We start from the raw sequence: 24,904 nt of genomic DNA, 5'->3' as shown, positions 1-24,904 counted from the left end.
CTCTCTTCATTCGACGGGCGTCGCCATCCGGGCGTTCATCGACTTCAACTTTAAACGCAATTCGCGGCGCAACGTGCCTGCGATCTCCGCGGACGTCGCCGACAGATCGTGCTGTTCACCGGGGTCGGATTCTAAATCATAAAGCTCGACGCGATCGTCTTCGGCGAACCAAAGCAACTTGTATCGGTCGCGGCGGAGTGCCGATTGCGGACGCGTCTGGCTGACGCAAAAGTCGTCGATTCCGATCGACCGCTTCGCGTCCTTGTAACCGCGTTCGGGATGATAGTAGGGAAAGTGCCAGATCAGGCTGCGTTCCAAGGCGACGGATTCGCCCTGCAACACACCCCGGATCGAGACCCCGTCGACGTCATCGACCACACCGCCGGCGACGTCGACAAAGGTCGGCAACAAGTCATAGCCGACCACCGGCGTGTCAGACTCGGTCGCGGCATCAATCTCGCCCGGCCATTTGGCGATCATCGGCACGCGAATCCCACCTTCGTACAGGTTCCATTTCGAACCGCGCAGCGGCGCGTTGGAGACGTATTCCGGGTGCCCGCCGTTGTCGGACATGAACACGACCAGCGTGTTATCGGCTTGACCCGACGCGTCCAGGGCGTTCAGCATTCGGCCGACGTGATGATCCAACGTCTGCAAGAACGCGGCATAGGTGACACGTTGATCACGATTGGCGATCCCTTGGGGAATGCTCCGGTCGAATCGATCGACCAGCCATTTGCAGGGCGTCCTTACCGGCGTGTGGACGAAAAACGATGATGCCATCGCGAAGAACGGTCGCTCGTGCTTTTTCCCCAGGTACTGACAAACCTGGTCGACCATCGAATCAGGCGCGTACTCGCCGACACGCTCGATGGTCTTCACGGGATTGCGTTTCCACGAATACGGATGGGCACCAAAATCTTCGACCGCAGTTTCGAAACCCTGCGCCGCCGGCCCATGTGTCGGACTCCAGCCCAGATAGCCGCCGTGATGCTGATTCAAATGCCACTTGCCGAAAAACGCCGTCTGATACCCGAGTCCACTCAAATGCTCGGCGACCGTTGACTCTGCCAGCGGCAGATCCAGCGTCAACGGCGGCGCCTGCAGCAACGTCGTCCCCTCGATCTTCTGGAACCCCGGCTTGTCCTTGGTGACAAATTCAAACCCCAAACGAGCCGTCGTTTTTCCGGTCATCAGGCTGGCCCGCGAGGCGCTACAAATCGGTGCCGACGCGTACGCGTGATTCAATCGCACGCCGCCTGCGGCCAGTCGATCGATATTGGGCGTCTGGTGCCAAGGGTGCCCGTAGCATCCGAGATCCGACCAAGCCAGATCGTCGGCCAGGATGAACAGAATGTTGGGGGGATCGGAGGCCTCGGCAACACCTTTGCTCGCCGCGCCCGGCATGCCGATCAACACCGCCAGCAGCCACCCATACGCCAGCGGACGCATCATTCGTGATTGCATCATTGCACTGCCCTCCCACGCGAAACAGCCAACCCAAGAATCACCATCACCGCCGGTCCGAAAACGATCACCAGGAAGGGGTGAAACGGACTGGCGATCGATTCCAGCGACGTCGGCCAATAGACGGTCTTTGAAAACGTCATCCAAGCGATCAGCGCGACTCCCGCGGCCAGAATCAAGACCGCCGGCCGCTCTCGCAGTCGTGGCGACGTGATACCGAGCAGGAACAACCCGATGATGGCCGCGCCGAGCACCCCCGAAAGCGTCCACCAGATGTCCAGCACGCTGTGGGTCAGCTGGACCAGGATCAACGCCACGATCGTCCCGAGTGTTCCCCAGACCAACGTCGCGCCGCGCAACACCAGCACGCTGGCCTGGTCACTGGAATCGGGTCGCAGCAGTCGCTTGTAAAAATCGCTCATCACCAAAGTCGCTGACGAATTCAGCCCCGTCGAAACGGTACTCATCGCCGCCGCAAACACCGCCGCAATCAACAATCCGCGTGCACCGACAGGCAGGTGCGCGGCGATGAAGTGCGGGAAGACTCGATCGCCCAAGTCGGTTTCGGATAGCCCGGACGCCGTCGTCTGAAGCTGGGCGTCGTAGTCGGCCGCGTCGGCATCCACGCCCGCTTGCATCAACTTTTGACTCGCCACGATGTTCCGCACGGCGTCCATGTCCTCGGGATGATTCTGATAGAAGGCATAGAGCGCCGTCCCGATGAACAGAAACAACGCACTGACGGGAACGTACAACAGCGCCCCCAGCCAGATACTTTTGCGGGCTTCCCGATCACTGCTCGAGGCGATGTAACGCTGGACGTAGCTTTGATCGATCCCAAAGTTCTTTAGGTTTTCAAACAGCCCGTAGGCCAACACGATCCACAGGGTCGGCGTGGCGACCTCGGTCAACGATCGGCTTCCCAGCGAGAACTTTCCCTCGGCCGATGCGACAGCAAACACCTGTCCCGGGCCGTCCGGCATGCCCATCAGCAAGATCAACAGCGCCAACAAGGCGCCGCCCAACAGCACAAACGCTTGGATGGCGTCGGCCCAGATGACGGCCGTGATGCCGCCGATAAACGAGTACGCCGTGACGATCACGCCGGTCACCAGGATCAAGGTGCGAATGTCCCAGCCGAACAGAATCGCCATCGGCAACGCCATCAGGTACATCACCACGCCGATGCGAGCGACTTGAAACAGTAGGTAGAATGAACTGGCGAACAGTCGGGCCCACAACCCGAATCGATGCTCCAACAACGAATACGCGCTGACTTCACCCGAAGCCCGGTACATCGGCAGGAAAAACCGAACCGCGATCCAGGCGGCCGGCGGTAGGGCAAGCGAAAATGCAAAGGCATTCCAGTTTTCGACGAACGCTTTGCCCGGCAGCGCCAGGTAACTGATGCTGCTCAAGTAGGTCGCAAAGATCGACATGCCGCACAACCACCCGGGCAACGAACGACCACCGGCGGTGAAGTCGTCGGCCGATTTGTTGCGCCGCCAAAACACCACCCCGATGGCCAGAATGCCGACGAAGTAGACCACCAGCACCGACCAGTCGATGCCCGTAAAGAATGTCGCTGCGATCATCACGGTTGATTCGATGCCCCCGAAAGCGACTTCAAAACCTGGCGCAATCCCGCAAGGTGAACTTGGTAAGCGTCTTCATCGACCCGATTGACCGACTCGGCCGGATCCACGTCGTGATCATACAACTCCGCTCCGATCAACGCGCCGTCATCACGTGAACGCCATTCGGTGTACCGGAACCGGTCGGTGCGAACGCTGTGTCCCATCGCGTCCATCGGATGCCGGTAGTAAGACGGACGCGGATGCTGTGTCAGGGCGGCGTCTTTGACCTTGTCCGCGACGCCGTCGATCAACGGCTTCAAACTGACACCCTCCAGCCCATCAGGACGGTCCAAACCACACAACTCCGCCAGCGTCGGATAAAGGTCCAACAACTCCACGATGGCGTCGGTCCGATTGACCGCAACACCACCTGGAGGCGCGATGATCAGTGGAACGCGGGCGTCGAGTTCAAAGTTGGACGTCTTGCACCACAACGTGTGATCGCCGAGCTGGAAACCGTGATCGGACCAGAACACGATCAACGTCCGATCGGTCAGATGCAATCGGTCCAGTTCGTCCAACAACCGTCCGACTTGTGCATCCATGTAACTGATGCCGGCCAGATAACCGTGGCGCAACTCTTGCTCGTCCTCCGGGGTCAGCGTTGCCGGCTTGCTCTTGCCCAACAACTCCTGGCTGTTGTGCCAGGCGATGCGAGGTGTCCCGGCGGGCCACTGCGGGCACTGCGGCAACGAGATTTCGTCGCGATCGTACAAGTCCCAATACTTCTTGGGGGCGTTGAAGGGCAAATGGGGTTTCCAAAAACCGACCGCCAAAAAAAACGGCTGATCCGCTTGGGCGCGCTCTCGCAAAGCGTCGAGCGCAAGATTCGTGATCCGCCCGTCGTAATACGCGTCGTCGGGGACGTCTCGACATTCGCAGCGAATCGCCTTGGCAAGGTTCGGCGGAAGCTGTCCGTCAACTTTCGGGTCGTCGTGCCGGTGCGACCCGAAATGCATCACCGCCGGCACGCTCCAGGAATCCGGATCACCTTTCACTTCCGTTGCCCAGTTGTGAAAGATCTTGCCGACGTTCTGAGAAAAGTAGCCGTTCTGTTTGAAGTACTGCGGCAGCGTCACAACGTCGGGAATCGCGTCGCGAAAATGTTTGGTCAGATTGTACTGCGTCAACGTGTTCGGCCGGCGACCGGTCAACAGGCTGCTGCGGGCCGGATTGCAGAGTGCTTGGGCGCAGTACGCCCGATCAAAACAAATCCCGCGCTGCGCCAACCGATCCAAGTGCGGGGTCTTGGCCAACGGGTGCCCGTAGCACCCCAAATCACAACGCAAATCATCCGCCGCAATGAACAACACGTTCAGTCGATCGCCGGCCAGAAGACGCGGGGTGAGTGCCGTTGAGAATGCTAACGTTAAAGCAAGGATGACAGATGTTCGAATCATTGAGTCCGCCTGGGGAAGTTTCAAGTTTCAGGTTTCAAGTTCTACTTCTCAGTGCTCCGATTTGCCCCTCCCATCATTCTGCCTCCCATCGTCTTGCCCCCATCGTCTTGCCCCCATCATTCTGCCCCGTATCATTCTGCCTCCTCTCACTCTGCCTTCCCCAACACCCCGATCTCGCGCAACACCTCCGCAACCTGCTCGCGTTGCGGCTCCAAAAACCGGTTGAAGGGATCGGCGGGCAGATCTTCACAAATGCCGATCAGCGAGAGCGCCGACTTGGTCGCCTTGATGTGCCGCGAGGCATACTTTCCGATTTCGTAGATTTCCTGGAACTTCAAGATCGTCGCCAAGGCGGCATCGGCCGCTTCGGTGTTTCCGGCTTTGATCGCCTGGTAGCAATCGACAAAGACACGGGGCATCACGTTGGCACCTCCGTTGACGCCGCCATCGCCGCCGAGCTCGAGTGCCTGGGGCAACAGCGCTTCGGGGCCGATCAAGACCTGCCAATCACGGCGCTGCGATTTCAATTGGCACAGCCGTTCGAAATACTCCAGGTCTCCGCTGCTGTCCTTGACGCCGATGATCGACGGGATCTCGGCCAGTCGCTCCAACGTTTCGATTTCGAACCAGACCTTTGTCAGCCCGGGCATGTTGTACAGCATCAACGGCAAGGGAATCTTCGGCGTGATGCTTTGCACGTAGCGGGTCAGTTCGGTCTGGCCGGCGGGAAAGTAGTACGGCGTCGTCAGCACGGCCGCGTCCGCTCCGCACTGGGCGGCGTATTCGGCCAGCGCCACCGATTCGACAAACGCGGTGTCGGTCACCCCGACCAAAACCGGCACACGTCCGGCCGTGATCCGTACCGATTGCTGGATCATTTCACGCCGCAAACGGTAGCTTAAACTGGGCGCTTCACCGGTGGTCCCCAGGATAAACACGGCGGAAACGCCGCCATCGATGACGTGGTCGAGTAACCGTTGCAGCCCGTCGTGGTCCAGTTGATCGCGGGCCGCCAACGGTGTCACCAACGGCGGGACGATGCCCTGCAACGAGAGTGTGGTTGATTGTGTTTCTGTTTGTCCACCGACACTGTCTGTCACGGCACTTCCCATCGATTGGTTTCCCTGGATTCAATTTCTTGCAGCGTCAATTGCAGTCCCGATGCGATGTGACGCTGCATCGCATCGCGTGCCCGGTCGGCCACCCCGGATCGGATCGCGTCAAGGATCGAGGCATGATCGTCACACGTCGCTTCCATGATGCTCGCGTCGTAGGCATGTCGATCGGCCGAAAACACGCGCACCAGCGCATTGGAACTTTCGCTGGAACGGACCATCGTTTGATTTCCGGTCGCATCGATGATCAACATGTGGAAGCCGAGGTCCGCCTTTTCAAACTCGGCGGTGTCGCGTTTGCCGGCCGTTCGGTTTTTCGTCTTGGACACCTTGGCGGCGATGGATCGCATCCTCCCCAGGGCGCGCTCGATCGCGGCGAGTTGCGAGGGGCTGGCCCGCTCGGCCGCCTTGGCCGCCGCGTAGGGCTCGATCGCTTCGCGCATCTCGTACAGTTCGACCAATTCCTCACGTCCGATCGTGCGCACGACCGCGCCGAGTTGGGGGACCAGTTCGACGAACCCTTCGTTGGCCAACAGGCCCATCGCCTCGCGGACCGGCGTGGCGCTGATGCCCAGCTCTTGGCCGATCGGGCCGTAGCGAATCCGGCTGCCCGGTTGGAATTCGCCGGCGATCAACCGGGATCGGAGGTGTTGGTAGGCCAGTTGGGCGTGGGTGGAAGTCACGGGCGACGCTCAAGTTCATAGAGGTCTATAGACTTTAGCAGGTCGCAAGCGGCGTGCAAGACCCCGGCGAGACGCAATCCCCATGCCAGCGGGAAGCGTCAGCGAACGGCCCGTCAGTCCACTCCACCATCAACGCCCGCCACTGGCTGACGCCGCGTGCTAGCATCCCATGCCAGCGGGAAGCGTGAGCGAGCGGCCCGCCAGCCAACTCCGCCACTGGCTGACGCCACGTGCTGGCAACCCAATGCCAACGGGAAGCGTCAGCGAGCGGCCCGCCAGCCAACTCCACCATCACCGCCCGCCACTGGCTCACGCCACGTGCTGGCATCCCATGCCAGCGGGACGCGTCGGCGAGCGGCCCGGCATCCGGCTCACTGATTGAGCTGTTCTTGCACGGTTTCCCGAGAAGCACGCGTTCCCAGCGCGCCCCACAATCCGTAGGGGCTTTGCGCACCGGGCACCGACGCGCCGGTGCCACCGCTCCAAACGTTGGTGTGGTGAACGTCACCGGCTTCAATCGAATCGGTCAAGAAGATCACGGCGCCGTCACCCATCAAGACGTGAACGCCGCCTTGGTGCCGGCTGCTGGGCGGAGCGATGCCCATGGAGTTTTCGTCGCCGGCGGCGTCGCCGCCCAAGCACAGATCTTTGTTGGGCGGCAGGATGGTGTTCATCGCCGTATAAACCGTCCCACCGGCGGCCCAGCGAAAACCGCGTCCCTGGTTGCTGGCGGCCAGCGTCGGCGCGGTGCCACCGTCGGTTCCATCGGACCAAAACCGCGGGCGTTCGGGACTGATGTAGCCCTCGTGCTCGCAGTGATCCGGCTCGTCACGAATCTCATCGTCTTCGCCCTGGATCGAGGCGATCGTCCGTTTGTCGCGATCCCCCAGGTCCGTCGTGATTTCACCGGCAAAGATCGTGTTGGACAATCCATCCAAGACGTCTCGGAAACGCATTTGTTTGCGGGCGACAAACGCGCCGCGGCACGCCGCATTCGCCTCAACTGCGATCGCTATCGGCGGTGACGTGACGACATGATTGACTTGGTGCCACGGGCCTTGGTCCATCAGCACGACCGAATCGCCCAGGCACGCGGCATAATTGGTACGGCCCATTGCCGGCAGTCCTGTCCCCGGATCGCTGGGGCAGCGCAGCGTCGGAACCTCGACCATCCACGGCGGGTAATTGGCTTGCGAGGTCCGCGGCCCCATCGCCGGCCATGGTGGTGTGCGGCGACTGTCCGAATTCGCCAGGTTGGAATTTGGGTTGCTGATCTGGCTCCACAGCGCCTGCTGCTCCATGTAGGGCATCAGCCCGACCCAGATCGATAGATCCATACGGTTGTCCTGGTCCGTCGATCCGTCCAGACCGTTGACCCAGGTGCCTCCCTTGTAAGTCGGCAGCTGCTTGTAAGCCCCGTGATAGTTGTGCAGCGAAAGCCCGAGTTGTTTCAGATTGTTGCTGCAGCTCATTCGCCGCGCCGCTTCGCGTGCCGCCTGAACGGCCGGCAACAACAGGCCGACAAGGATACCGATGATGGCGATGACGACTAACAATTCGACGAGCGTGAACGCTCGTTGCGGGCGCGGCCGGCGCGCACGACTTGAGTGATGAAGAAACATGGGATTGCTGAATGAAGAATGATCGAGAGAAGCCCGCAGGACAGATCAGGGGCAGACCAAAGGTTTCATTCAGCCGATCGGCGGGCCGCGGAGACGCGGGCAAGAGACAACGAAGCTCTCGACAAACGGCGCATCGACGACCAATTGACGCTCGACAAATGCGTCGCCGGTTACAGCAAGCGACTCTGTGACAACCGTTCCGCCGATCCAGGCCAGGGACTGACAAACGGCACAGTGGTCGCTGTCATGTGAATGTGCCGGCCGCGACGAGTCGTGATCGGACGTTTTCGACGATGGAATTCCATGAGCATGATGATGCCCACAGCCGGGATGCCCGTGATCGCGCTGGGTGACGACCAGATCAGCGTGCTCCCCTCGCGCCTGAGTCGTCGCCCACCCCCCCTCGCAAGTGGCGACATGCAACCACGCCGCAGATTGGCCCAGCAGGACCAAACCACACAGCAGCACGGAAATCGTCTTGCCGGCCAGAGAGTTCATGTAGGTATTCGGAGTGACTTCATCTGCACAAAAAGGAGGTGTTGCTTGCCTATACGTTCCAGTGAAGGGCCCGGTTCGTCAAGTTGAAATCCCCGAATTTGCCTATTCCTCATCTTCCCGATTTATCGGTACCGCTGGCGTTCTTTGGCGCTAACGCGGATGTTGAAGCGGTTTTCATAGCGGCCGGTTTCGTTGACGAAATCGATTTCGGTGTCTTGGTTCTCGAAACGAAAGCGTTGAATCGGCGGCGGGGCAACCGGACGGATCGAATAAAATTCCAACAGCGAGATCATCTGCCGCCGCTTCGGCGCCTGGGCGGCGTCCTGTTGAGCGTCCCGGGGTTCGGCGATCGGATCACTGAAGTGCTCGATCCTTACGGGCAGCCCTTTGCCAAAATCAATCTCGGGATCGTCATCTTGCGCGATGGCAACGTTGACCCGCGTGGGAAAAAGCGGCGGGAGGACGCCATCATGCGAGAACGCACCGATCTGGTCGCGTCGACTCTGTTTCAGTGTTCCGATGACGACCAAGAGCGGGCGTCCGGACAGCGAGCTTTTGCCGAGTTTCAAGTCGTAGTCTCGCCGAATGCTATCGAGCATTTCACTCGGCCCCCCCACCATCATGCTCGGCTTGATGCGGTCGTTGCGACGCAGAGTTCGGGCACCTTCATCCAGCCACCCCACATCGACGCGGCTGAGCGAAACGACGCCGGCGATCTGAGTGCGGGTCCAAGCCAAACGCCCGTCACTGATCTGTTGCAGCCGATGTTTTCCATCGCCGTCGTGCATTTCGATTTGAAAGGAAAACTGTCCGCTGCCGCCGCCGACTTGCAGGTAGGTGCCCACGCCCAACACTTCACGTCCGGCGGTCCGCACACGTTGTCGGACCTTGCAGTCAAACGCGGCACCGTTGGCAAGCCTGTCGATGACTTGATCGATCAATGCGGCAGCGCGCTGTTGGTCGTTGACGCGCTGCTGTTCAGATCGTGGTTCGGGGACGGCGTCTTCGCGGGGCGGTCGGAGGTCGGCTTCCAGTGACGGCGGTGACTCGGTCGCCCACGGCGACTGCTGGCCAAGTGATGACTGCGCGGCGGAAGAGGAAACGATCAACAACATTGCCAGCACACATCCGATGGACCTTCGCCATGCCTTCGTCGTGAAACAGTGTTTCACGAGTCGATTCGGCGGATCGGGGTCGTGTCGATCGATCTTCATGGTCGGGTTGTGGCGATTTTTCCAAAGAATCGGGACACAACGTGCCGATGGGTACATCACGTGGCCGTTCTGTCCGCTGCGTGGCGCGAATCGTAGATGCGATTCGGGTCGCACGTCCAGGCAGATCGAGCACAAAGAACTACCTTTGATTTTTCAGCCCAGGCGGGGACCGACCCGCAAACCGCATTCGAGCGCGGTGCTACCCAAGGAATGGGGGAAAAGATGAAACGATTCGTCACTCACTTGTCGCTGATTGCGGCTGGTGCGATGGTCGCGACCGGATGCGTACCGACTCGCCACAATTTGCCGCCGGCACAGCAACTGATGGAACCCGGCCCCGGAGTCGGAGGCCCCGGCCCCGGTGTCCTGGGACCACCGCCGTACGCAGGTGCCATGGCGGCTCCGGCAGGCCCCGGTGCCGTGGCGGCCAACGAGCTGCCCGCGGACGTCGCGTCGCAAATCGCCGCTGCCGGCGGAGACCCGAGCCAAAGCGAGATCCAGCAAGTCGGATTCGTGCAGCGAATGCAAGGCGGCGGTGCCGCCTGCAGCGGATGCATGAGCGACTCCGGCGGAACCGTCTCCGGCGGAGCCGGCATGATGGTCGCCGCACCGATCAACCAAGCCGTTCAAGTCACCTTCGGTCGCCCCGAAGGCATGCAAGTCCGCTATGACCAAAGCGGCAGCGGCATGTTCGACAGCGAACCGCTGATCGTCCCCGCCCGTCAAAACTTTCCCCAGGGTGGCTTGTTCCGGATCAAGCTAACCAACATCCCGGGACGCGAGGGCGTGGAACTGTATCCGACGATCGAATTGGCTTACGCCAATCCGCGCACCGGAGCCTATTTGGCACACAACTCGATTCCGCTTCAGTTTGACGAAGAGGATTTCGATCAGGTCGTCACCGGTAACTTTGTCACCAAGGTGCTGTACTTGCCCGATCCGGATTTCCAAGGACCGGCGTTGGCGGGGATCGATACCTTGGTCAGCACCCGACTGGATCCCGGTGTGGACCCGATCGTCGAAGCCGACCGCCGCGGTTCGATCCTGGCGATCATCCGTTTGGGTGACAAGGACATCGAAATGCCCGGCTCCGGCGGCATGGGCCTGGGAATGGCTCCACCGATTGCCGGACTGCCGGCTCCGTTCGCCCCGGCGTCGACCGAAGGCTGCTGCCCCGAAGGTGGCGTCTGTGCGACCGCTCCGCCGCAATTGCCCGGCATGATCGCCGGCGTCAACGCACCCCAGTACGGCATGCCGATCAGCGGCACTCCGATCGGGTTGCCCGGACCGCCGCACATCCCCTTGGGATCGCCCGCCGGATTGCAGAAACACGTGATGAAAAACCGCACGCCGATGAATCTGCCACGACCGGTCGAAACCATGCGGACGACCGTGCGACACCAGCCCGGATACAGCTATCCCAACCCGGTCAGTCGGGTGCGGATCACCGAGCAGAACATCCACCCGGGTGCTCCCGCCGGACGTCCCCTGCTGCAAGGCAGTCAATCAGTCGATCCGAATTGCCAGCCCTGACCCCAGGGCGTCGTAATTCGAAGGGCTGATCGAGGTAACTGTTGAAAGCACGCGGCGTCGGCATCTGATTTTCGGATGACCGACGCCCACGTTTGAGTGAACCACTATGCAAACCAGGCCGAAAACCATCGCCATCGCGATCGACATGCCCGAATCGAGCCACCGTGCTGGTGCGAAGGTTTGCATGTTCGCCTTTTTGTTACTGATCATCTTGTACAGCAGCGTCGCCGCCGCGGCCGAACCCCTGCCCACCGGTGGCCGACACCCGCTGTATCACAAAGCACTGCCTCCGGGAGCGATTTGGCAAAGCCCCGCGGCGGTGACCATGCACCAAGGTGCGTTTCAACCGGTCGCGTTCTCGGGACCCGAGGGAACCGAGTTTTCGCTGCCGCTGGCGGGCAGCCACGCCGAAAGTGAGCCGAACCTGATGGCCGGATTGCTGGTCGGTGCGGTGTACCGTTTCCGAATCACCGGCATCTCCGGCGCGATCGGCGCCGAACTGTACCCGACCGTCGAATTGATCGGTCGAACGTACCCGCCGCCCGGATTGGAAACCCTTTACCCGATCCCGATCAACCTGAGCCAATCGGACTTGGAAGAGGCCCTGGATGGCAACTTGGTGACACGGGTCATCTATCTGGAAGACCCCCAAACGGCGATCCCGCTGGCCCAACAACGAACCGAGTCGCGGCCGATCGACATTCCGCTGGACCAAGACGCGCTGGCCACGGCCGATTCACTCGGTCGACCGATCGCCATCGTGCGTGTCGGTTCCAAGTCGCCGCCGCGCAACCCGGCCCTGGAGCCTCAGTTCTACTTCGGCTTCCCCGCCTGGGCGCCGATCTACAAACCCGATCCCGCCACCCAGCAACCGTGATCGATTCAACCGTCTGACGGCTGAACACACCCTTTGTTCCCGACACACCTATCAAATCATCCGACCATGATCCACTGCTTTGCATCTCGCGGCTTCTTCTGTCGGGGCAATTTTCGTGGCCACAACGTCGCCGCAACCTCACTGCTCGCGCCGGCACTGCTCGCAGCGTTGGTGGTCTTTGCCGGGTGCCAGTCGCCGGGAGCGACCAAGGGATTTCGTTTGCCGGGGACACCGAACTTGCCGGGCATTCACCAGGCGCCGACGCCCGAGTTGACCCCCGGTGGAAAAACTCCGGCCGTTCCCGGCGTCAGCGACACGTCATCAGTCGACTCCGCGCCGCAACACGCATCCACCACCAGTGAAATCGCCCAAGTCGGATATTTCGGTCGATTGAGCGATCGGGCGGGGCAACCGGACGGATCCTGCCAGGGGTGCATCCAAAGCACCGATGGGGCCGCTTGCCAAGCATGTGCCCCCGCCGCTTCGCCGCTTGCAATGGGACAGCCGATGGACCCACAGGAATTTCTGTGCAACGGCGGCGATCTTCCCCCGCAAGCGCGGGTGATGATCGACGACCGGATCGGCGGACTGGAGCCCCAAGATGCCGTGGTTCACTACACGACCGAATCCGGCAAAATCGAGGTCCAGCAAAGCAACCCCGTTTGCCTATACTCGCCTCGCTTTGGCGCCGTGCGTCAAGTCAGCGGTGCGGTTGCCGGAGAGAAAGCGGTCGGGCTTCGCGGCACTTCGCAGCCCGTCGGCCCGACAGGCATCGGTTTGACGCAGCCCAGTCTGGTCGTCGGCGAAAGCCTGGAACTGGCCCGTGCCGACGTTGCTCGACGTGTCGACGCGATGCGTGATCGCAACCGCGGCGTGCCGGTCGAAGGCATCGTGCAACCGCTGCTGGCCGAAGACGCCTTGGAAATCCTTGCCACGCTCGACGCGATCTCGCTCAATCGTTTGGATGAATCCCAAATCGCCATCTTGCAGCAAGGTGCCGTGGCCGCCCACTCTTGGATGGTCCGCGATGCGGTCGAAGTCATGATCGAAAGCATGGCGCCGCCGGTGCTGACGCGTGACGCCAAGGTCGAAGGGTTCGTGGAATACGATTTCCCCGACGCCGGACGATTGCAAATCATCAAGGTCGCCGACAAGCATCATGCCCAACAGGGTGACGAAGTGTCGTTCGCCATCCATCTGCAAAACGTCGGCGACTCGCCGGTCGACAACATCGAAATCGCCGACAGCCTGGTCGGCCGTCTGGAGTACGTCGAAGGCTCACAGCAATGCGATCGCAAGGCTGACTTCAGCACCGCCGGCAACGCCGCCGGATCGGTCCGGATGAAGTGGACTCTGACCGAACCGTTGGCCGTCGGCGAGACCGCCAAGATTGAGTTCAAGTGCCGCGTTCGGTAAGTGCCGCGCCGGCGAACGATCTCGGCGAAGACTGAAGGGGCAAAACAATGGGGGCAAAACAATCTGCCCCCATCATTCCGCCCCACCATCATTCTGCCCCCACCGTTTTGCCCCCATCGTTTTGCCCCCATCGTTTTGCCCCCATCGTTTTGCCCCCATCGTTTTGCCCCCATCGTTTTGCCATCTCCCTAAAGAAGGCATCACTTAGTCGGAGACTCGATCCACATCCGCCCGGACACTCTCGATTCCAAACCGATGGATCAAAACAGGACCATGATCATCCGTCTCGATCGTTTCCATCCGCCCGTCGAGTTGCCGCTCAGTGAGCAGCGACGCGACCACAGGATCACTTGCGGCGCGGACGGACATCGTCAATTCACCCGGTTGCGTCTGCTGAAAGATCCGCTCGACGGCTCTCGCTGTTTCGCCCAAATAGTCGAGCTGGTCCTGGACGCTCACCGCCACTGAACCTCCATGATCCAATGCGATTTTTAATCGACGATGCTTGATCGATCCGTCGGCACTCCATGACTGATGCAGATCGAGCGCGGCCAACAGTGCTCGACTGGGATCGTCGAACGCAACGCGAACGCGATCGGCAGGCCCCGGCAGGGTAGTGCCTCCGAATCGCTCGACGACCTCCGAGGTCATCTTGAGAAAGGACTGGCCTGCGAGCGCATTGGCAACCTGGCCGGCCTGCGGATCATCCGAAATCGAAAGAGTCATCAGCGCCATCGCGCCCACGCCGACCAACTCACCGGGTGAGAGAATCTCGCCGGGAAACCATTGGCGGAAGGATCGCAAGGTGGACGCTCGCGCGGCCGTCAGGACATCGGTCCTGGGCGATCGACGCTCGACGCGGATGACCTGCTCGCGACGCGAATGATTGGCCAGAACCAGGCATTGGCGACCGGCCTTCATCTCCGGGCCTTGCAGCGGCACATCAAGCGGTGTTGATAGCGAATCCGCGTCCACGTCGATGTCCCAACGTGATGTTTCGCCGGGATGGGCAACTTCGAAATCGATCACCAGCGCACAGGGCAGCCCACGAAGTTGGTAGCTGCCCACGTCCAGCGACAGGTCCAGCCGTAATCGTTCCGCCGCATCGATGCGTAGTTGTGCGACCACGTGTGGCGAATGCGCGGGCCCACCGATGCAATACGTCTTGACGTCCGCTTGGCGGATCTGCGGGCTGACGCGAAAGATCAATTCGACCGAGCCGGCAAAATCGAGTTCGAAATCCAGATTGCAGGCGGGGCAATGACTGTGATTCTTTACCTCGCGGAGGGTTTCTTTGATATCCGACGGGATTCGGCAACTCGGGCAAAGGATATCCCAGTACAACACCAACAGCCCCTCATGGGCGGCGGCGAGAAAGGTGTCAACAACCGCATCCGCGTTCAAACCGTATTGGCGGGCAAAGGCAAGCGGTCGGATTCTCGCAAGTTCCTGCGCGGGAGCTTTTTCGATGCAGTCACTCAAACGCGCGACAACGTGTGCATTCAATTCCCGCGATCGTAACCGCTCGATCAACTGATCGAGTCGTCGGCGTCGGGCGAGTTTCAATCGGTTGGGCTGGCGAAACGGATCGCCGACGCCGTTGGCCGCGACCGTCCGGTCGATGTGAAAGTAGACGCGTTTGAGCGCCCGTTTGGCTTTGACACCGACTTCCAACGCCGCCGCGGCCCGGCCGAGGACACTTCGGGGCTGCACGATTACGTGGTGACTCAGATGCGTGCCGCCGTCGGACGAAGCCTGCAACTCGACCCGGCTGATCATCCACTTGAACGGCCCGGATTGGAAATCTCGTAAAACGGCGAGACGTTTTCCTTCGATCCATTCGAACGGATGTTCCCGCCACTGGAATTTCATTCCCAATCGCTCTGCACTGGCGGTCTGCGTGACACCGCCTTCGTCATCCACTTGCCGCGTGTAATCGACCACCGGCAACCCGATCGCCTCGTTCAAACGTTCGGTGTTGGACACATGGGGCCACAACGCAGCCGGGGAAGACCTGAGCGGCCACTGGAATTGAAACCGCATCGCGGCACTCGGGTCGCCCGGCGCGAACGGATGACTTTCGATCGAGACCGGTTCGCCGCGCAACAGCCGCTCGACGTCGACCAGCAAGGCCTCGGCGTCGGCATGTCGCAACACCGGCCGCTTGGCGAGCGCCCGATCGATTGTCTCGGTGACGGAATCAGGAATCCCGGCTCGGAATTCGCTGATCCGTGGCGGTGCCTGGTTGCGATGTTGATCGATGATCGCTTGGATGTTGTCGCCCAGAAACGGAGGGCGACCGGCGAGCAGGTGAAACAGGGTCGCCCCCATCGCGTAAACATCCGTCTCGGGGCCGACGGGCTCACCCCCGCATTGCTCGGGCGACATGTAGGCAGGCGTCCCGACGATGGCCCGCGGGGCAGATTGTTCGCCGGCGTCGGATTCCGGTCGGTCGTCAAACAGATCTTGCGCGAGCCCGAAATCGACCAACGTCGCCGCTTCGATTCCCATACCATCCGATGCCGCGGTTTGCGACCGATCGGGCTGTCTCCCCACAGCATCTCGCTGACGGCCGCCCGATTCGGCAAGCCGGATGATGATGTTTGCCGGCTTGATGTCGCGGTGCACCACGCCGTATTCATGCGGCTCGACCAACGCCCGCGCGACATCGGCGAGAATCTGCAGCGCCCGTGGCTCGTCGATAGAGCCGTGCCGGGCCAACAAGGACGCCAAGTTGGGTCCGTCGACAAACTCCATCGCCAAATAATGAACCCCGTCCTGACAATTGACGTCCAACAGTTTTGCGACGTGGGGATTGTCGATACCGGCCAGAATGTGTGCTTCGTCGCGAAACCGTTTGACCACGTCCCTGCAATTGGCATGCTCGGGATGCAAGACCTTCACGGCGACCGTCGCGCCGTCGGCCACATCGATCGCGCGAAACACGGCTCCCCATGCCCCCGATCCGATCCGGCGTTCGATTTGAAATCGCCCCAATCGCCGGCCTTCAAGGCCCCGTTCATTGCCCATTGCCGGCGCTGGTTTCATCAGCCCGATCGTCTCCGCGTCGCCGCCGGTTTCCGCGCCACCAGATGGTGTCGGCGCGGATGTAACAGAGCCAAATCCCGGATCGCTGAGATGTGCCTGGTTGAGATGTGCCCGCAGGCCGGCGTTCAGCTCCCGCACGACCTCGTCGGCTAACGGCCGATCAAGCGGATCGTCGTCGAGCATCGAATCAATCAGCGACTCCAGTGACGCGCTCTCACCTTCGGACAAAGGCGGTATCGGCGCGTTGCACAGACGTCCGAATCGTCCGATCCCCAACAACATCGAATGCATTGCGCCGAGTGCATAGATGTCGTTCGCGGCCGGATCAGCGCCGACCGTGGAGGACGATTTTGGCAGACAACACCGGTCCAATGGATCCGAGGTTTGCGACGAAGTTATTCCCATCGCCAGGAATTGGGTGAAGTCGACAATTGGTTCATCATCGTCGTCGATCCCGATCCCGCTGGGGCAAAGATTGCCGTGCGAGATGCCGAGGCGATGGGCATGCATCAAACAATCGGACAAACGCAAGCAGATCGCCAGCGCCGTCGGCCACTGCAAAGAAGGTTGCTGCAAGTTGTCGGCGAGGGTCCGTGTTCCCGTCAAACCCAACACCGCAAACCGCGGATCGGTGTTCAGTTGCAGCTGAATCAGTGGTCGGCCGGCGGGATGTGAGAACACGGCGATTTTTTTTAGCTGCCGCGTCAGCCGAGCCCAGCGGCGTTGATGTTTCGCCGCCGACGTCAGATCGCACAACTGAACGAGATTCCCGCTGGACAACTCCCGCGCCAAATAGGCGACGCAATCCTTTCCGGCCCCCCGCTGCGACAGCAATTGATATCCAGAAAACTTCATGGGCACGACAGCGGGAAGCATGTAAGAACTGGTGGCGATCCCGCGAAGGAGAGACTAACGGAACGACCGCTTCCGCTGGCGCGAATCGACCGGCGTCCAATGGAGATCAACGTCTTCGTCGCGAACCTCCACTCCCCCACATCATTCTGCCCCCACATCATTCTGCCCCCACATCATTCTGCCCTTTATCGTTTTGCCCCCATCATTTTGCCCCCATCATTTTGCCCCCATCGTTCTGCCCCCATCGTTCTGCCCCCATCGTTCTGCCCCCATCGTTCTGCCCCCATCGTTCTGCCATCCCTCCGTGATTCCCACACCATGGACAGCGTTAGAAAACCACTAGTACGCCGACAGACACTGTTCCAAATCTTGGATCTCGGCATCGATATCCGCTTCGGCTGCTCCACGGTTTTGCAACAGGGATCGCATCGTTCTGCAAAACATGCGTTTGGCGGTGACCAGTGCATTTTGAGCCTGTGCGTTGGTCGCGAAATCGCCGCGTCGCACGATCTGTTCGTACGGCGTCGGTTCTGTCCCTTCCAGAATCGGCCCCAGGATCCGGCCCTGAAAAACCTGCCACAAACAATCGCGACCGCTGGCCTGGCACTCGTCCTTCATCTGTTGCAACACGGTCGCAAGTGTTTCCTGAGCCCAAGCGGTCTGGGAAAGTTTTTCCGGTGTTTGTGCGGTCGTGTTCAGATCGGCCAGAACGTCGTCGGCAAGACTGACGGCCCGTTCGGCTTGGCGTTTCTTGGCATTGCGTCGACGCAACTCATTGGCCAGATAGTTTTCCAGCGCTTTGACGATCAGCGATCGGAATTTGCCCCGATCCTTATCAGCCGCGAGCAACAAATCACTGTTGAGCACCCGATCGGTGACAAAGCTCTGCACCAAATCGTCGGCGTCGTTCGGATCGACACCTTTCCGGATCACCAGATGCGCTCGGATCGCCGGCCAGTATTGACTCAAGACCTCATTGAGAGCCTGACGTTGATCCTTGCTGACGTCTTCGCACGCGTCCTGGACCAACGTCCATTGCGTGGTCGGAAAGCGACAAAAATCGGCGACCGAAACGCGTTGATTACGATTCATCCGCATCCTCCCAACGTCAACGAGCCCGGGTGTCACGATCACACCTCTTTGGCGCCCCAACCCCCAGTGTAACATCGTCGAGAACGCGACGACCACCGAGTCGTCTACCGCAGTTTCGTTTTCGATGGCGCTGGACAGTCGCCGTCCTCTCCGAGGTCGGCGCGGGGGCAAAGCATCGCTGTTTCGCACGCCGAGTTCGGAGAACACGGCGACGGTTGCGATCGGCGCGGGGCATCGCATCGCTGTTTCGCACGCCGAGTTCGGAGAACACGGCGACGATTGCAGTCGGGGCTCTGGCTGGCGTTTGCCTCGCAGCGGTCAGTGAATTCGGCCGCACTTGGGACAGCGTTGGGTGGCTGACACGGCGGCCTTTGCCGACGCAGCGGCCTTCACCAACCCGCGGATCGGCTTGGGCGTCAGGTGCGCGGTCTTGATGATCGGGTAGCGGTCGGGATTGATCAGCGCCCGTCCGCTGCCGCCACGACCGACGAACACCATGTACCGCTCGCCGTCGGCCCCGGTCGCGATCCCCGCCCCGGCGTATCGGAAATCACATTCGGTCGCACAGGTCAACCATCCCCAGGTTGCCGTCGCTTCACCGCAACCCTCGGTCCAACCGCCCGGTACCGAGGGACCTTGATGCCCGTTCTTCAATCCGCGGGCGGCACGGTACTCCGCCTTTTGCTGCGCGAACTTGGTCATCTCGGGGTCTTCGATCAATTCCGGCAACCCCGCCCCGCGACGCCACGCGTTGACTTCGTCAAAGGCGCCACCCTGAGCGATGGTGGCGGAGGTCAATGCAAACGCGGCCAAAAGCATCAAACGTGATTTCATCAAAACAATCCCTTTCAGGTCTGTGGGGCAACGAACGTCCGTGAACAGACGACACTGCGTGTCAAATTCGAATTCACGAAAAGGGGTCAGGCACAAATGGCACGGGCGTCACCGCTGGTGTTTAGCCTTTAGGCGATTCCCGGTCGCTGATTCGCAGCGACAGTGGGCGGCGAAAGCCGCCACACCCGCGGTTCCTGTCCTCTTTTCGCAGCCCGACGTGAAATGACGGGCACGCAGAAACCTATGTCCCGGTTCTCGAACCGACAACCCGACCGGCGGGCCGAACCACGCCAGCAGGGTGAGCGAGTGACAGACGAACAGATTGGTAATGGCGTTCCCCAGCGGACAACAGGCCAGGGGACCGATTGAAATCAACAGGAGATACCGAGAGCACCGACAGAAAGAAAACCCACGGATGGCAGCGCGAACCCACGGATCCCTGACCGCTTTCCATCCGTGGGTTCGCTCTTCCATCGGCGGGCTAATACAAGATTTGTCAGCCGACGGTGTCATCGACGCGTTGTCATGATACCGAAAGTCTTGGCGACTTCCGCTACTTTAAAATCGGCCCAGATAACTCTTCACCGTTCGTGGTGAGAATCTGAAAGTGATGGATGCCGATCTTTTGCCCGTCGGCGTATTGCCACACGATCTTTTTGTCCGGTGTGATTTCGAACATCTTCGGGGCTTGGGGATCCGCGCGTCCGGCGGCGTAGCTGGTGATGACGATGTTCCCGCTGGGCAGCACCTGGGCGCCGCACGGGTCCTGCAACCAGTTGCCGGGAAGGTCTTCATTGGTCAGCGTCCAAACGATTTTGCCGGACGCGTCAAAATCAACGATGCAGTTTCCATGAGTGCAACAAACCAGCGTGCGACCGTCGCCGTGTCGGATCGCAGTGAACGGCCAAGTATGGATCTCATGATCCTGATCGCCGGTAACCGTTGTGTCCAGTTTGCCCAACACCGTCCCATCGGGCGAATAGTGATACACGGCGAAGTCGAACAGGTGCGGCGCGAGAAACGTCCCATCGTCGATCTTACGCGCCATCCGAGTCTGCATGTGATGGTTCTTCTTTTGGCAGGCCAACGGGAATTCCAGGATGACTTCGCCGCTGGAGCTGAGCTCTAACAACCGGGGATCGTCTCCCGCCTCGGTGATGACAAACGTGCCGTCGGCGGTCGGCTGTGCGCTGTTGACCTCGCTTTGGGTGCCTTTCCAAATCACGGTCTCCTTTCCGTCGGGGGCGATGCGGACGACGGCTCCGCCTCGGTGACGTTTCGATTTGCTGAGCGTCAGGATGATGGTGCCGTCATCGAGCACGTAACCGTCGCGGGTGGCCGCCGGGTACGTCCAACTCGGTTTTCCGTCGGCCTCCATGATGTAAGTCTTTTGACCGCATGCAAGAAAACGGTGCGTCGTCTCTTCCGCCTCTACGTGATTGCAAACGCCGGCCAGGAAAATCGTGGCTACCAGCAGACATCGTCTCATTTGATCTCTCTTCCGTTCAATTGGTTGATACCGCGGCATTTCAGAGTCAGACGAATGCGTTGGCCGTCGCCAGTCTATTCGCTGCGTGAATCATTGTCGCCCTCTGCTTCGATGCACAGGATCTCTTTCATCGTGTGCGCGTACAAACGCTCGTTCGCATAGCTCACCGTCGCCAGCGTCCAAGTTTCTCCGCCGGGACCGAGATCATTGACGCTGACCAGTGCTTCGGGCGTCAACGCATCGATGTCCGTATCGATCACATAGACCGTTCCGGTCACGACGGGCAGAAACAGGTAGCGGCCGACGCGTGTCGGACTGGCGGCGGAGATGTGCCCCCACCCCGTGCCCGTTTGGCCCTTGTCACCAACGGCGAATCCGGACGCGTTGGTCGGACGGTTGTTCGGGTCCCCCTTGCCCCAAAGCCAAACATCCTGGTCGCGTGTCTCGGCACTCGGCATCAACTGCGCCGGCAGTTCAAGGTACTCGACAACGCCGCTTTCGACGTTGACTCGGCCTAGGTAGTGGACGTTGTGGGAGAGAAACCAATGCCAATCGCCGATGACAAGGTTGGCCTGATTCGTGTTCGGGTGGCCCTTGCCGGCTTTCACCGCGACGTGCATCCGCTTCGTCCAATCACGATCTTTTGCGTTAAATTTCCAGAGCGTCGCGTCGGTGTACAGCGGTTGTTCGCGAAGCAGTTGGCCGGAAGCCGCATCGAGCACGACGTGATTGCCGCCACGGAAACCGAACACATACTTCTGGTTCCAATGCGATGCGAACGAAGGGTCGTAACGCTCCAGCGCCGTGCTCCAAATCGTCTTGCCCGCTTCGCCGGGGGCAAGTCGGGTCAGACTGTGCCCGGCGGGTTGTTCGAGCGGTTGGTGGGGACCACCTCGGGCATGCGACACGGCCAACGCGCCCTCGGCCGTCCGACCGACCACCGGTGTGTTGTGGACGACCGTCCCAACGTTTTCCCGCCACAGGACTTTTCCGGTCCGTTTGTCGATCCCATGCAGATAGGTCCAGACTTGTTTCTCGTCGACTCCCTCCGGCACGGCGGTACCGGATGACTTCTTACCTGGCGCCGCCCATTTTTGGATCTTCGCGCCCTGTTCCTTGTCGGCCACTTCGACGTACAGGATCACGTCCCCGACCAGGTAGGGTTCGGCTTGACGGTTGTTGTGTTTGAAGCGCGGTTTCCATGTCCGCAGCCAGACTTGGTTGCCCGACAGGTCGTAACAGCCGATCGAACCACAGCGATTGAAAAACCAAACGTGTTCGCCGTCGGTGATCGGCGCGAAGACGGTTCCATCGGTGAATCCGCCCGCCAAGGAAATGAAGGCGGTGCCGGGAAGCGTGACCTGCCACAGCCGGTTGCCCGTGTTCGCATCGAGACAGAACCCCATGATGTCTGTCACCGCCTCCTTTTGTCCGATCGACGTGATGGGGACATGCGTCGTCACAAAAACACGATCGCCCCAGACCGTCACGCCGCTCATTCCGGCTTCCGGCATCGGCGTCCGCCAGCGAATGTTCTCATTCCGCGTGGCACTCCAGCGAGTCGGCGGATCGCCGTCAACCTGCCAGTTACCATTAGGGCCGGCCGGCTGATGCCACGTGTCACCGGCGGACAACTCCGTGACGGCAAAACACAATACCAACGCGGTTGTGACAGACAAAAACTTCATTCGTGCTTGTTCCGCAGGGATTCTGGTGACCGGGATTCAAACGCATGATGCCCTGAGATCTGAAACAGGTCGCTGCGGGTGGAATCCGTTTCGCCCAAGTGTAATCGACTCGACGCACCGTCTGAGCGCGCAGTCGTAGCCGAAACAAATCAGCCCACGGATGGCAAGGCGTACCCTCGGATGAAATGCTGCCTGGGATCCGTGGGTACGCTCTGCCATCCGTGGGCTTTCTTCCTTCCTGCATTCCGATCGACCAGAAATGAACTGTCCGACTGGGCAGGAAAGCACACCTGACATCAAACGGCCACGCTTTCGGGGCAAATCAGGCAAGAAGATTTCGGAGGTAAGAAAATGGTGAAACCCACTTTCCCTTCGATGCAGCCAATTTCCCTACCTCCAAAATCTTCCTACCTCTCCACTCGGCTACCGAATTTTGTCACGTCGGTGGGAATCAGGAGAAGGATGGCAGAATGACGCGGGGCAGAATGATGGGCAGATGGAGGCGGATTTTGTTCAACCGCGGTGTCAGCTTGCGTCGACGACCAATGCGGTGGCTTGCAGTTCGGAGATCCGTGTTCGGAATCGTTTGAAATCCTCCGAATCGCTTTCGGCGGTGTTCAGGTTCTTGAACAGCCCGATCAATTCGGTGAAGAACACACGTGCTTGCTCTTTGTCTGCAAACGCGTACTCGTCGTTGATCAGTTTCAAACACAACAAGAACATCTCCTTCTGTCGCTCCAGTGGCACGGAGACGTCGACCGGGTCGAATGCATCCTGTTGCAAGTAGACCATGTCCAGGAAAAACGCTTTCTGGTGCGTCACATAGTCCTCGATCGAAATCCCTTCTTCGCCGGTGACCTGCATCATCTGGTCGATACTTTCGCCGTCGCGTAACAACTGGTGCATCTTGGAAACGGCGGTGGTCCAATGGGGATCGACTTCGGATTTGAAAAACGGCGCCAATTGATCTCGATACCGTGACCAGGAAATCAACGGGTCGATTGCCGGATAGAAGCGTTTGTAGGCGCGGTCATAGGACAAACCCAAAAAACATTTGACCGTGCCCAGGGTCGACTGGGTCACAGGTTCTTCGAAGTTGCCACCGGCGGGTGAGACCGATCCGATCATGGTCAAACTGCCGGTCTGGCCGTCGGCCATCCGCAACACACCGGCACGCTCATACAATTCCTTGATCGCGCTGTCCAAATACGCCGGAAACGCCTCTTCCCCGGGGATCTCTTCCAACCGTCCGCTCGTTTCCCGCATCGCTTGAGCCCATCGGGATGTTGAATCGGCCAGCAGCAACACGTCCAATCCCATTTGGCGGTAGTACTCGCCCAGGGTGATGCCGGTGTAAATGGATGCTTCACGTGCCGCGACGGGCATCGACGAGGTGTTGCAGATGATGATCGTGCGGTCCATCAGCTTTCCGCCGGTGCGTGGATCGGGCATCTCGGCAAAGTCATGAATCGTCTCGACGACCTCGCCCGCCCGCTCGCCACATGCGACCACGATCACGACGTCGACGGTGCTGTAGCGGGCGATCAATCCTTGCAGCACGGTCTTGCCCGCACCAAAGGGGCCCGGGATACACGCGGTCCCGCCGCGGGCGATCGGAAAAAACGTGTCGATGATTCGCGTGGTGGTGATCAACGGCTGCGACGGAAACTCGCGTTCGATCAACCGCTGTTGCTGCATCAATGCCGAAATCGGGCGGCGGACGGGCCAGGTTTGCACGAGTGGTATCTGGACGTCGCGGCCCCTGGAATCGGTCAGCGTGGCGACGTTCGCATCGGTCCGCAATCGCCCCTCGGCGATCGATTTGACCGTCATCGTGCCGGTTGTGTCAAAAGGAACCATGATCTTGTGAACGATGTTCCGTTCCGGTGTCGTCCCCAGCACCTCGCCGGCGACGACTTGATCGCCGACGCCGCACAACGGGGTGAAATCCCACGTCGTGTCGGCGGCGAGGGCGGCAACGTCGCGCCCACGTTTGAGGAAAAAACCGTCCAGCTCGGCCAATTCGGCGAGCGGGTTTTGCAAACCGTCATAGACCGTGCCCAGCAACCCCGGGCCCAGCGACACCGACAACATCTCGCCGGACAATTCGACGTTGTCGCCAAAACGAACGCCGTCGGTTTCTTCGAACACTTGCAATTCGGCCTGGTCGCCGTTGACCCGCAACACTTCGGCCTTCAGCCGCTGGTCACCGACACAAACGAAAGCGACCTCGTTCTTCATGATCCGCATTCCAGACACTTGGATGCGGACGATGTTTCCGTTGACTCCCAAGACGGTTGCGGTGCCCGAGTCGTGTTGTTTGGCGGTAGCGTTCATCGTATCTCCGAGTGTCGTTCAAAACGCAGACGCGTGGCGAGTCGTGAATGGGTTATCGGGTCAGTGTCGTAGCAGTCGCATGATGCCAGGGCGCACGTG

Annotated in this window: 17 protein-coding genes; 3 read left to right on the top strand and 14 right to left on the bottom strand. The window is 60.3% G+C overall.

The window, feature by feature from the left end:
* Window positions 1-6: 6 nt before the first annotated feature.
* The 8 genes from Mal15_RS25895 to Mal15_RS25860 form a co-directional block, all read right to left on the bottom strand.
* Window positions 7-1,470, bottom strand: coding sequence for a sulfatase (locus Mal15_RS25895; protein ID WP_233903035.1), 1,464 nt, complete (start codon window positions 1,468-1,470; stop codon window positions 7-9).
* Window positions 1,467-3,062, bottom strand: coding sequence for a sodium:solute symporter (locus Mal15_RS25890; RefSeq protein WP_147870399.1), 1,596 nt, complete (start codon window positions 3,060-3,062; stop codon window positions 1,467-1,469). Before Mal15_RS25890 ends, Mal15_RS25895 begins: the two co-directional genes overlap by 4 nt.
* On the bottom strand, window positions 3,062-4,504 hold the full coding sequence (locus Mal15_RS25885) for a sulfatase (protein WP_147870398.1): 1,443 nt from the start codon (window positions 4,502-4,504) through the stop codon (window positions 3,062-3,064). The genes Mal15_RS25890 and Mal15_RS25885 overlap by 1 nt, the downstream gene beginning before the upstream one ends.
* Window positions 4,505-4,650: 146 nt before the next feature.
* The gene (locus tag Mal15_RS25880; protein WP_233903034.1) at window positions 4,651-5,604 is read right to left on the bottom strand and encodes a dihydrodipicolinate synthase family protein; all 954 of its coding nucleotides are present in this window, start codon (window positions 5,602-5,604) and stop codon (window positions 4,651-4,653) included.
* Window positions 5,601-6,302, bottom strand: coding sequence for a GntR family transcriptional regulator (locus Mal15_RS25875; RefSeq protein WP_147870396.1), 702 nt, complete (start codon window positions 6,300-6,302; stop codon window positions 5,601-5,603). The genes Mal15_RS25880 and Mal15_RS25875 overlap by 4 nt, the downstream gene beginning before the upstream one ends.
* A gap of 371 nt (window positions 6,303-6,673) precedes the next feature.
* Entirely contained in the window at window positions 6,674-7,924 is a 1,251-nt protein-coding gene (locus tag Mal15_RS25870; protein ID WP_147870395.1) for a DUF1559 family PulG-like putative transporter, read from the bottom strand.
* Window positions 7,925-7,993: 69 nt separating this feature from the next.
* Window positions 7,994-8,422, bottom strand: a complete 429-nt coding sequence (locus Mal15_RS25865; protein WP_147870394.1) for a hypothetical protein — start codon at window positions 8,420-8,422, stop codon at window positions 7,994-7,996.
* Between the two features lie 122 nt (window positions 8,423-8,544).
* Window positions 8,545-9,636: a hypothetical protein gene (locus Mal15_RS25860; RefSeq protein ID WP_147870393.1), complete on the bottom strand. Its 1,092-nt coding sequence runs from the start codon at window positions 9,634-9,636 to the stop codon at window positions 8,545-8,547.
* Window positions 9,637-9,858: 222 nt separating this feature from the next.
* Here Mal15_RS25860 and Mal15_RS25855 point away from each other — a divergent pair, with 222 nt between their 5' ends.
* The 3 genes from Mal15_RS25855 to Mal15_RS25845 all read left to right on the top strand — a co-directional run bounded on the left by Mal15_RS25855 (window position 9,859) and on the right by Mal15_RS25845 (window position 13,462).
* Window positions 9,859-11,169, top strand: coding sequence for a hypothetical protein (locus Mal15_RS25855; protein ID WP_147870392.1), 1,311 nt, complete (start codon window positions 9,859-9,861; stop codon window positions 11,167-11,169).
* A gap of 106 nt (window positions 11,170-11,275) precedes the next feature.
* Window positions 11,276-12,046, top strand: a complete 771-nt coding sequence (locus tag Mal15_RS25850; RefSeq protein ID WP_233903033.1) for a hypothetical protein — start codon at window positions 11,276-11,278, stop codon at window positions 12,044-12,046.
* A gap of 66 nt (window positions 12,047-12,112) precedes the next feature.
* Complete coding sequence (locus Mal15_RS25845; RefSeq protein ID WP_147870391.1) at window positions 12,113-13,462, top strand: DUF11 domain-containing protein; 1,350 nt, start codon at window positions 12,113-12,115, stop codon at window positions 13,460-13,462.
* Window positions 13,463-13,666: 204 nt separating this feature from the next.
* Here Mal15_RS25845 and Mal15_RS25840 read toward each other — a convergent pair whose 3' ends face one another.
* From Mal15_RS25840 to Mal15_RS25815, 6 genes are all read right to left on the bottom strand, one after another.
* Window positions 13,667-17,365 (bottom strand): protein kinase domain-containing protein, encoded by a 3,699-nt coding sequence (locus Mal15_RS25840; protein ID WP_167547049.1) that lies wholly within the window; start codon window positions 17,363-17,365, stop codon window positions 13,667-13,669.
* 339 nt (window positions 17,366-17,704) lie between these two features.
* Window positions 17,705-18,457: an RNA polymerase sigma factor gene (locus tag Mal15_RS25835; RefSeq protein WP_147870389.1), complete on the bottom strand. Its 753-nt coding sequence runs from the start codon at window positions 18,455-18,457 to the stop codon at window positions 17,705-17,707.
* Window positions 18,458-18,775: 318 nt separating this feature from the next.
* The gene (locus tag Mal15_RS25830) at window positions 18,776-19,291 is read right to left on the bottom strand and encodes a CAP domain-containing protein (RefSeq protein WP_147870388.1); all 516 of its coding nucleotides are present in this window, start codon (window positions 19,289-19,291) and stop codon (window positions 18,776-18,778) included.
* A gap of 553 nt (window positions 19,292-19,844) precedes the next feature.
* Entirely contained in the window at window positions 19,845-20,780 is a 936-nt protein-coding gene (locus Mal15_RS25825) for an SMP-30/gluconolactonase/LRE family protein (RefSeq protein ID WP_147870387.1), read from the bottom strand.
* 74 nt (window positions 20,781-20,854) lie between these two features.
* Window positions 20,855-22,468 (bottom strand): outer membrane protein assembly factor BamB family protein, encoded by a 1,614-nt coding sequence (locus tag Mal15_RS25820; RefSeq protein ID WP_147870386.1) that lies wholly within the window; start codon window positions 22,466-22,468, stop codon window positions 20,855-20,857.
* Window positions 22,469-22,993: 525 nt separating this feature from the next.
* Entirely contained in the window at window positions 22,994-24,805 is a 1,812-nt protein-coding gene (locus Mal15_RS25815; RefSeq protein ID WP_147870385.1) for a V-type ATP synthase subunit A, read from the bottom strand.
* Between the last annotated feature and the right edge of the window lie 99 nt (window positions 24,806-24,904).

The sequence above is a fragment of the Stieleria maiorica genome, assembly GCF_008035925.1.
GTDB lineage: Bacteria > Planctomycetota > Planctomycetia > Pirellulales > Pirellulaceae > Stieleria > Stieleria maiorica.
This window is presented reverse-complemented; position numbering and strand designations above follow the sequence as displayed.

What these genes read in the sequence shown, in the direction of transcription:
- Mal15_RS25815 (WP_147870385.1), bottom strand. Translation starts at nt 24,805, where the DNA reads ATGAACGCTACCGCCAAACAACACGACTCGGGCACCGCAACCGTCTTG.
- Mal15_RS25850 (WP_233903033.1), top strand. Translation starts at nt 11,276, where the DNA reads ATGCAAACCAGGCCGAAAACCATCGCCATCGCGATCGACATGCCCGAA.
- Mal15_RS25835 (WP_147870389.1), bottom strand. Translation starts at nt 18,457, where the DNA reads ATGAATCGTAATCAACGCGTTTCGGTCGCCGATTTTTGTCGCTTTCCG.
- Mal15_RS25865 (WP_147870394.1), bottom strand. Translation starts at nt 8,422, where the DNA reads ATGAACTCTCTGGCCGGCAAGACGATTTCCGTGCTGCTGTGTGGTTTG.
- Mal15_RS25840 (WP_167547049.1), bottom strand. Translation starts at nt 17,365, where the DNA reads ATGAAGTTTTCTGGATATCAATTGCTGTCGCAGCGGGGGGCCGGAAAG.
- Mal15_RS25860 (WP_147870393.1), bottom strand. Translation starts at nt 9,636, where the DNA reads ATGAAGATCGATCGACACGACCCCGATCCGCCGAATCGACTCGTGAAA.
- Mal15_RS25825 (WP_147870387.1), bottom strand. Translation starts at nt 20,780, where the DNA reads ATGAGACGATGTCTGCTGGTAGCCACGATTTTCCTGGCCGGCGTTTGC.
- Mal15_RS25890 (WP_147870399.1), bottom strand. Translation starts at nt 3,062, where the DNA reads ATGATCGCAGCGACATTCTTTACGGGCATCGACTGGTCGGTGCTGGTG.
- Mal15_RS25855 (WP_147870392.1), top strand. Translation starts at nt 9,859, where the DNA reads ATGAAACGATTCGTCACTCACTTGTCGCTGATTGCGGCTGGTGCGATG.
- Mal15_RS25830 (WP_147870388.1), bottom strand. Translation starts at nt 19,291, where the DNA reads ATGAAATCACGTTTGATGCTTTTGGCCGCGTTTGCATTGACCTCCGCC.
- Mal15_RS25845 (WP_147870391.1), top strand. Translation starts at nt 12,113, where the DNA reads ATGATCCACTGCTTTGCATCTCGCGGCTTCTTCTGTCGGGGCAATTTT.
- Mal15_RS25885 (WP_147870398.1), bottom strand. Translation starts at nt 4,504, where the DNA reads ATGATTCGAACATCTGTCATCCTTGCTTTAACGTTAGCATTCTCAACG.
- Mal15_RS25895 (WP_233903035.1), bottom strand. Translation starts at nt 1,470, where the DNA reads ATGATGCAATCACGAATGATGCGTCCGCTGGCGTATGGGTGGCTGCTG.
- Mal15_RS25870 (WP_147870395.1), bottom strand. Translation starts at nt 7,924, where the DNA reads ATGTTTCTTCATCACTCAAGTCGTGCGCGCCGGCCGCGCCCGCAACGA.
- Mal15_RS25820 (WP_147870386.1), bottom strand. Translation starts at nt 22,468, where the DNA reads ATGAAGTTTTTGTCTGTCACAACCGCGTTGGTATTGTGTTTTGCCGTC.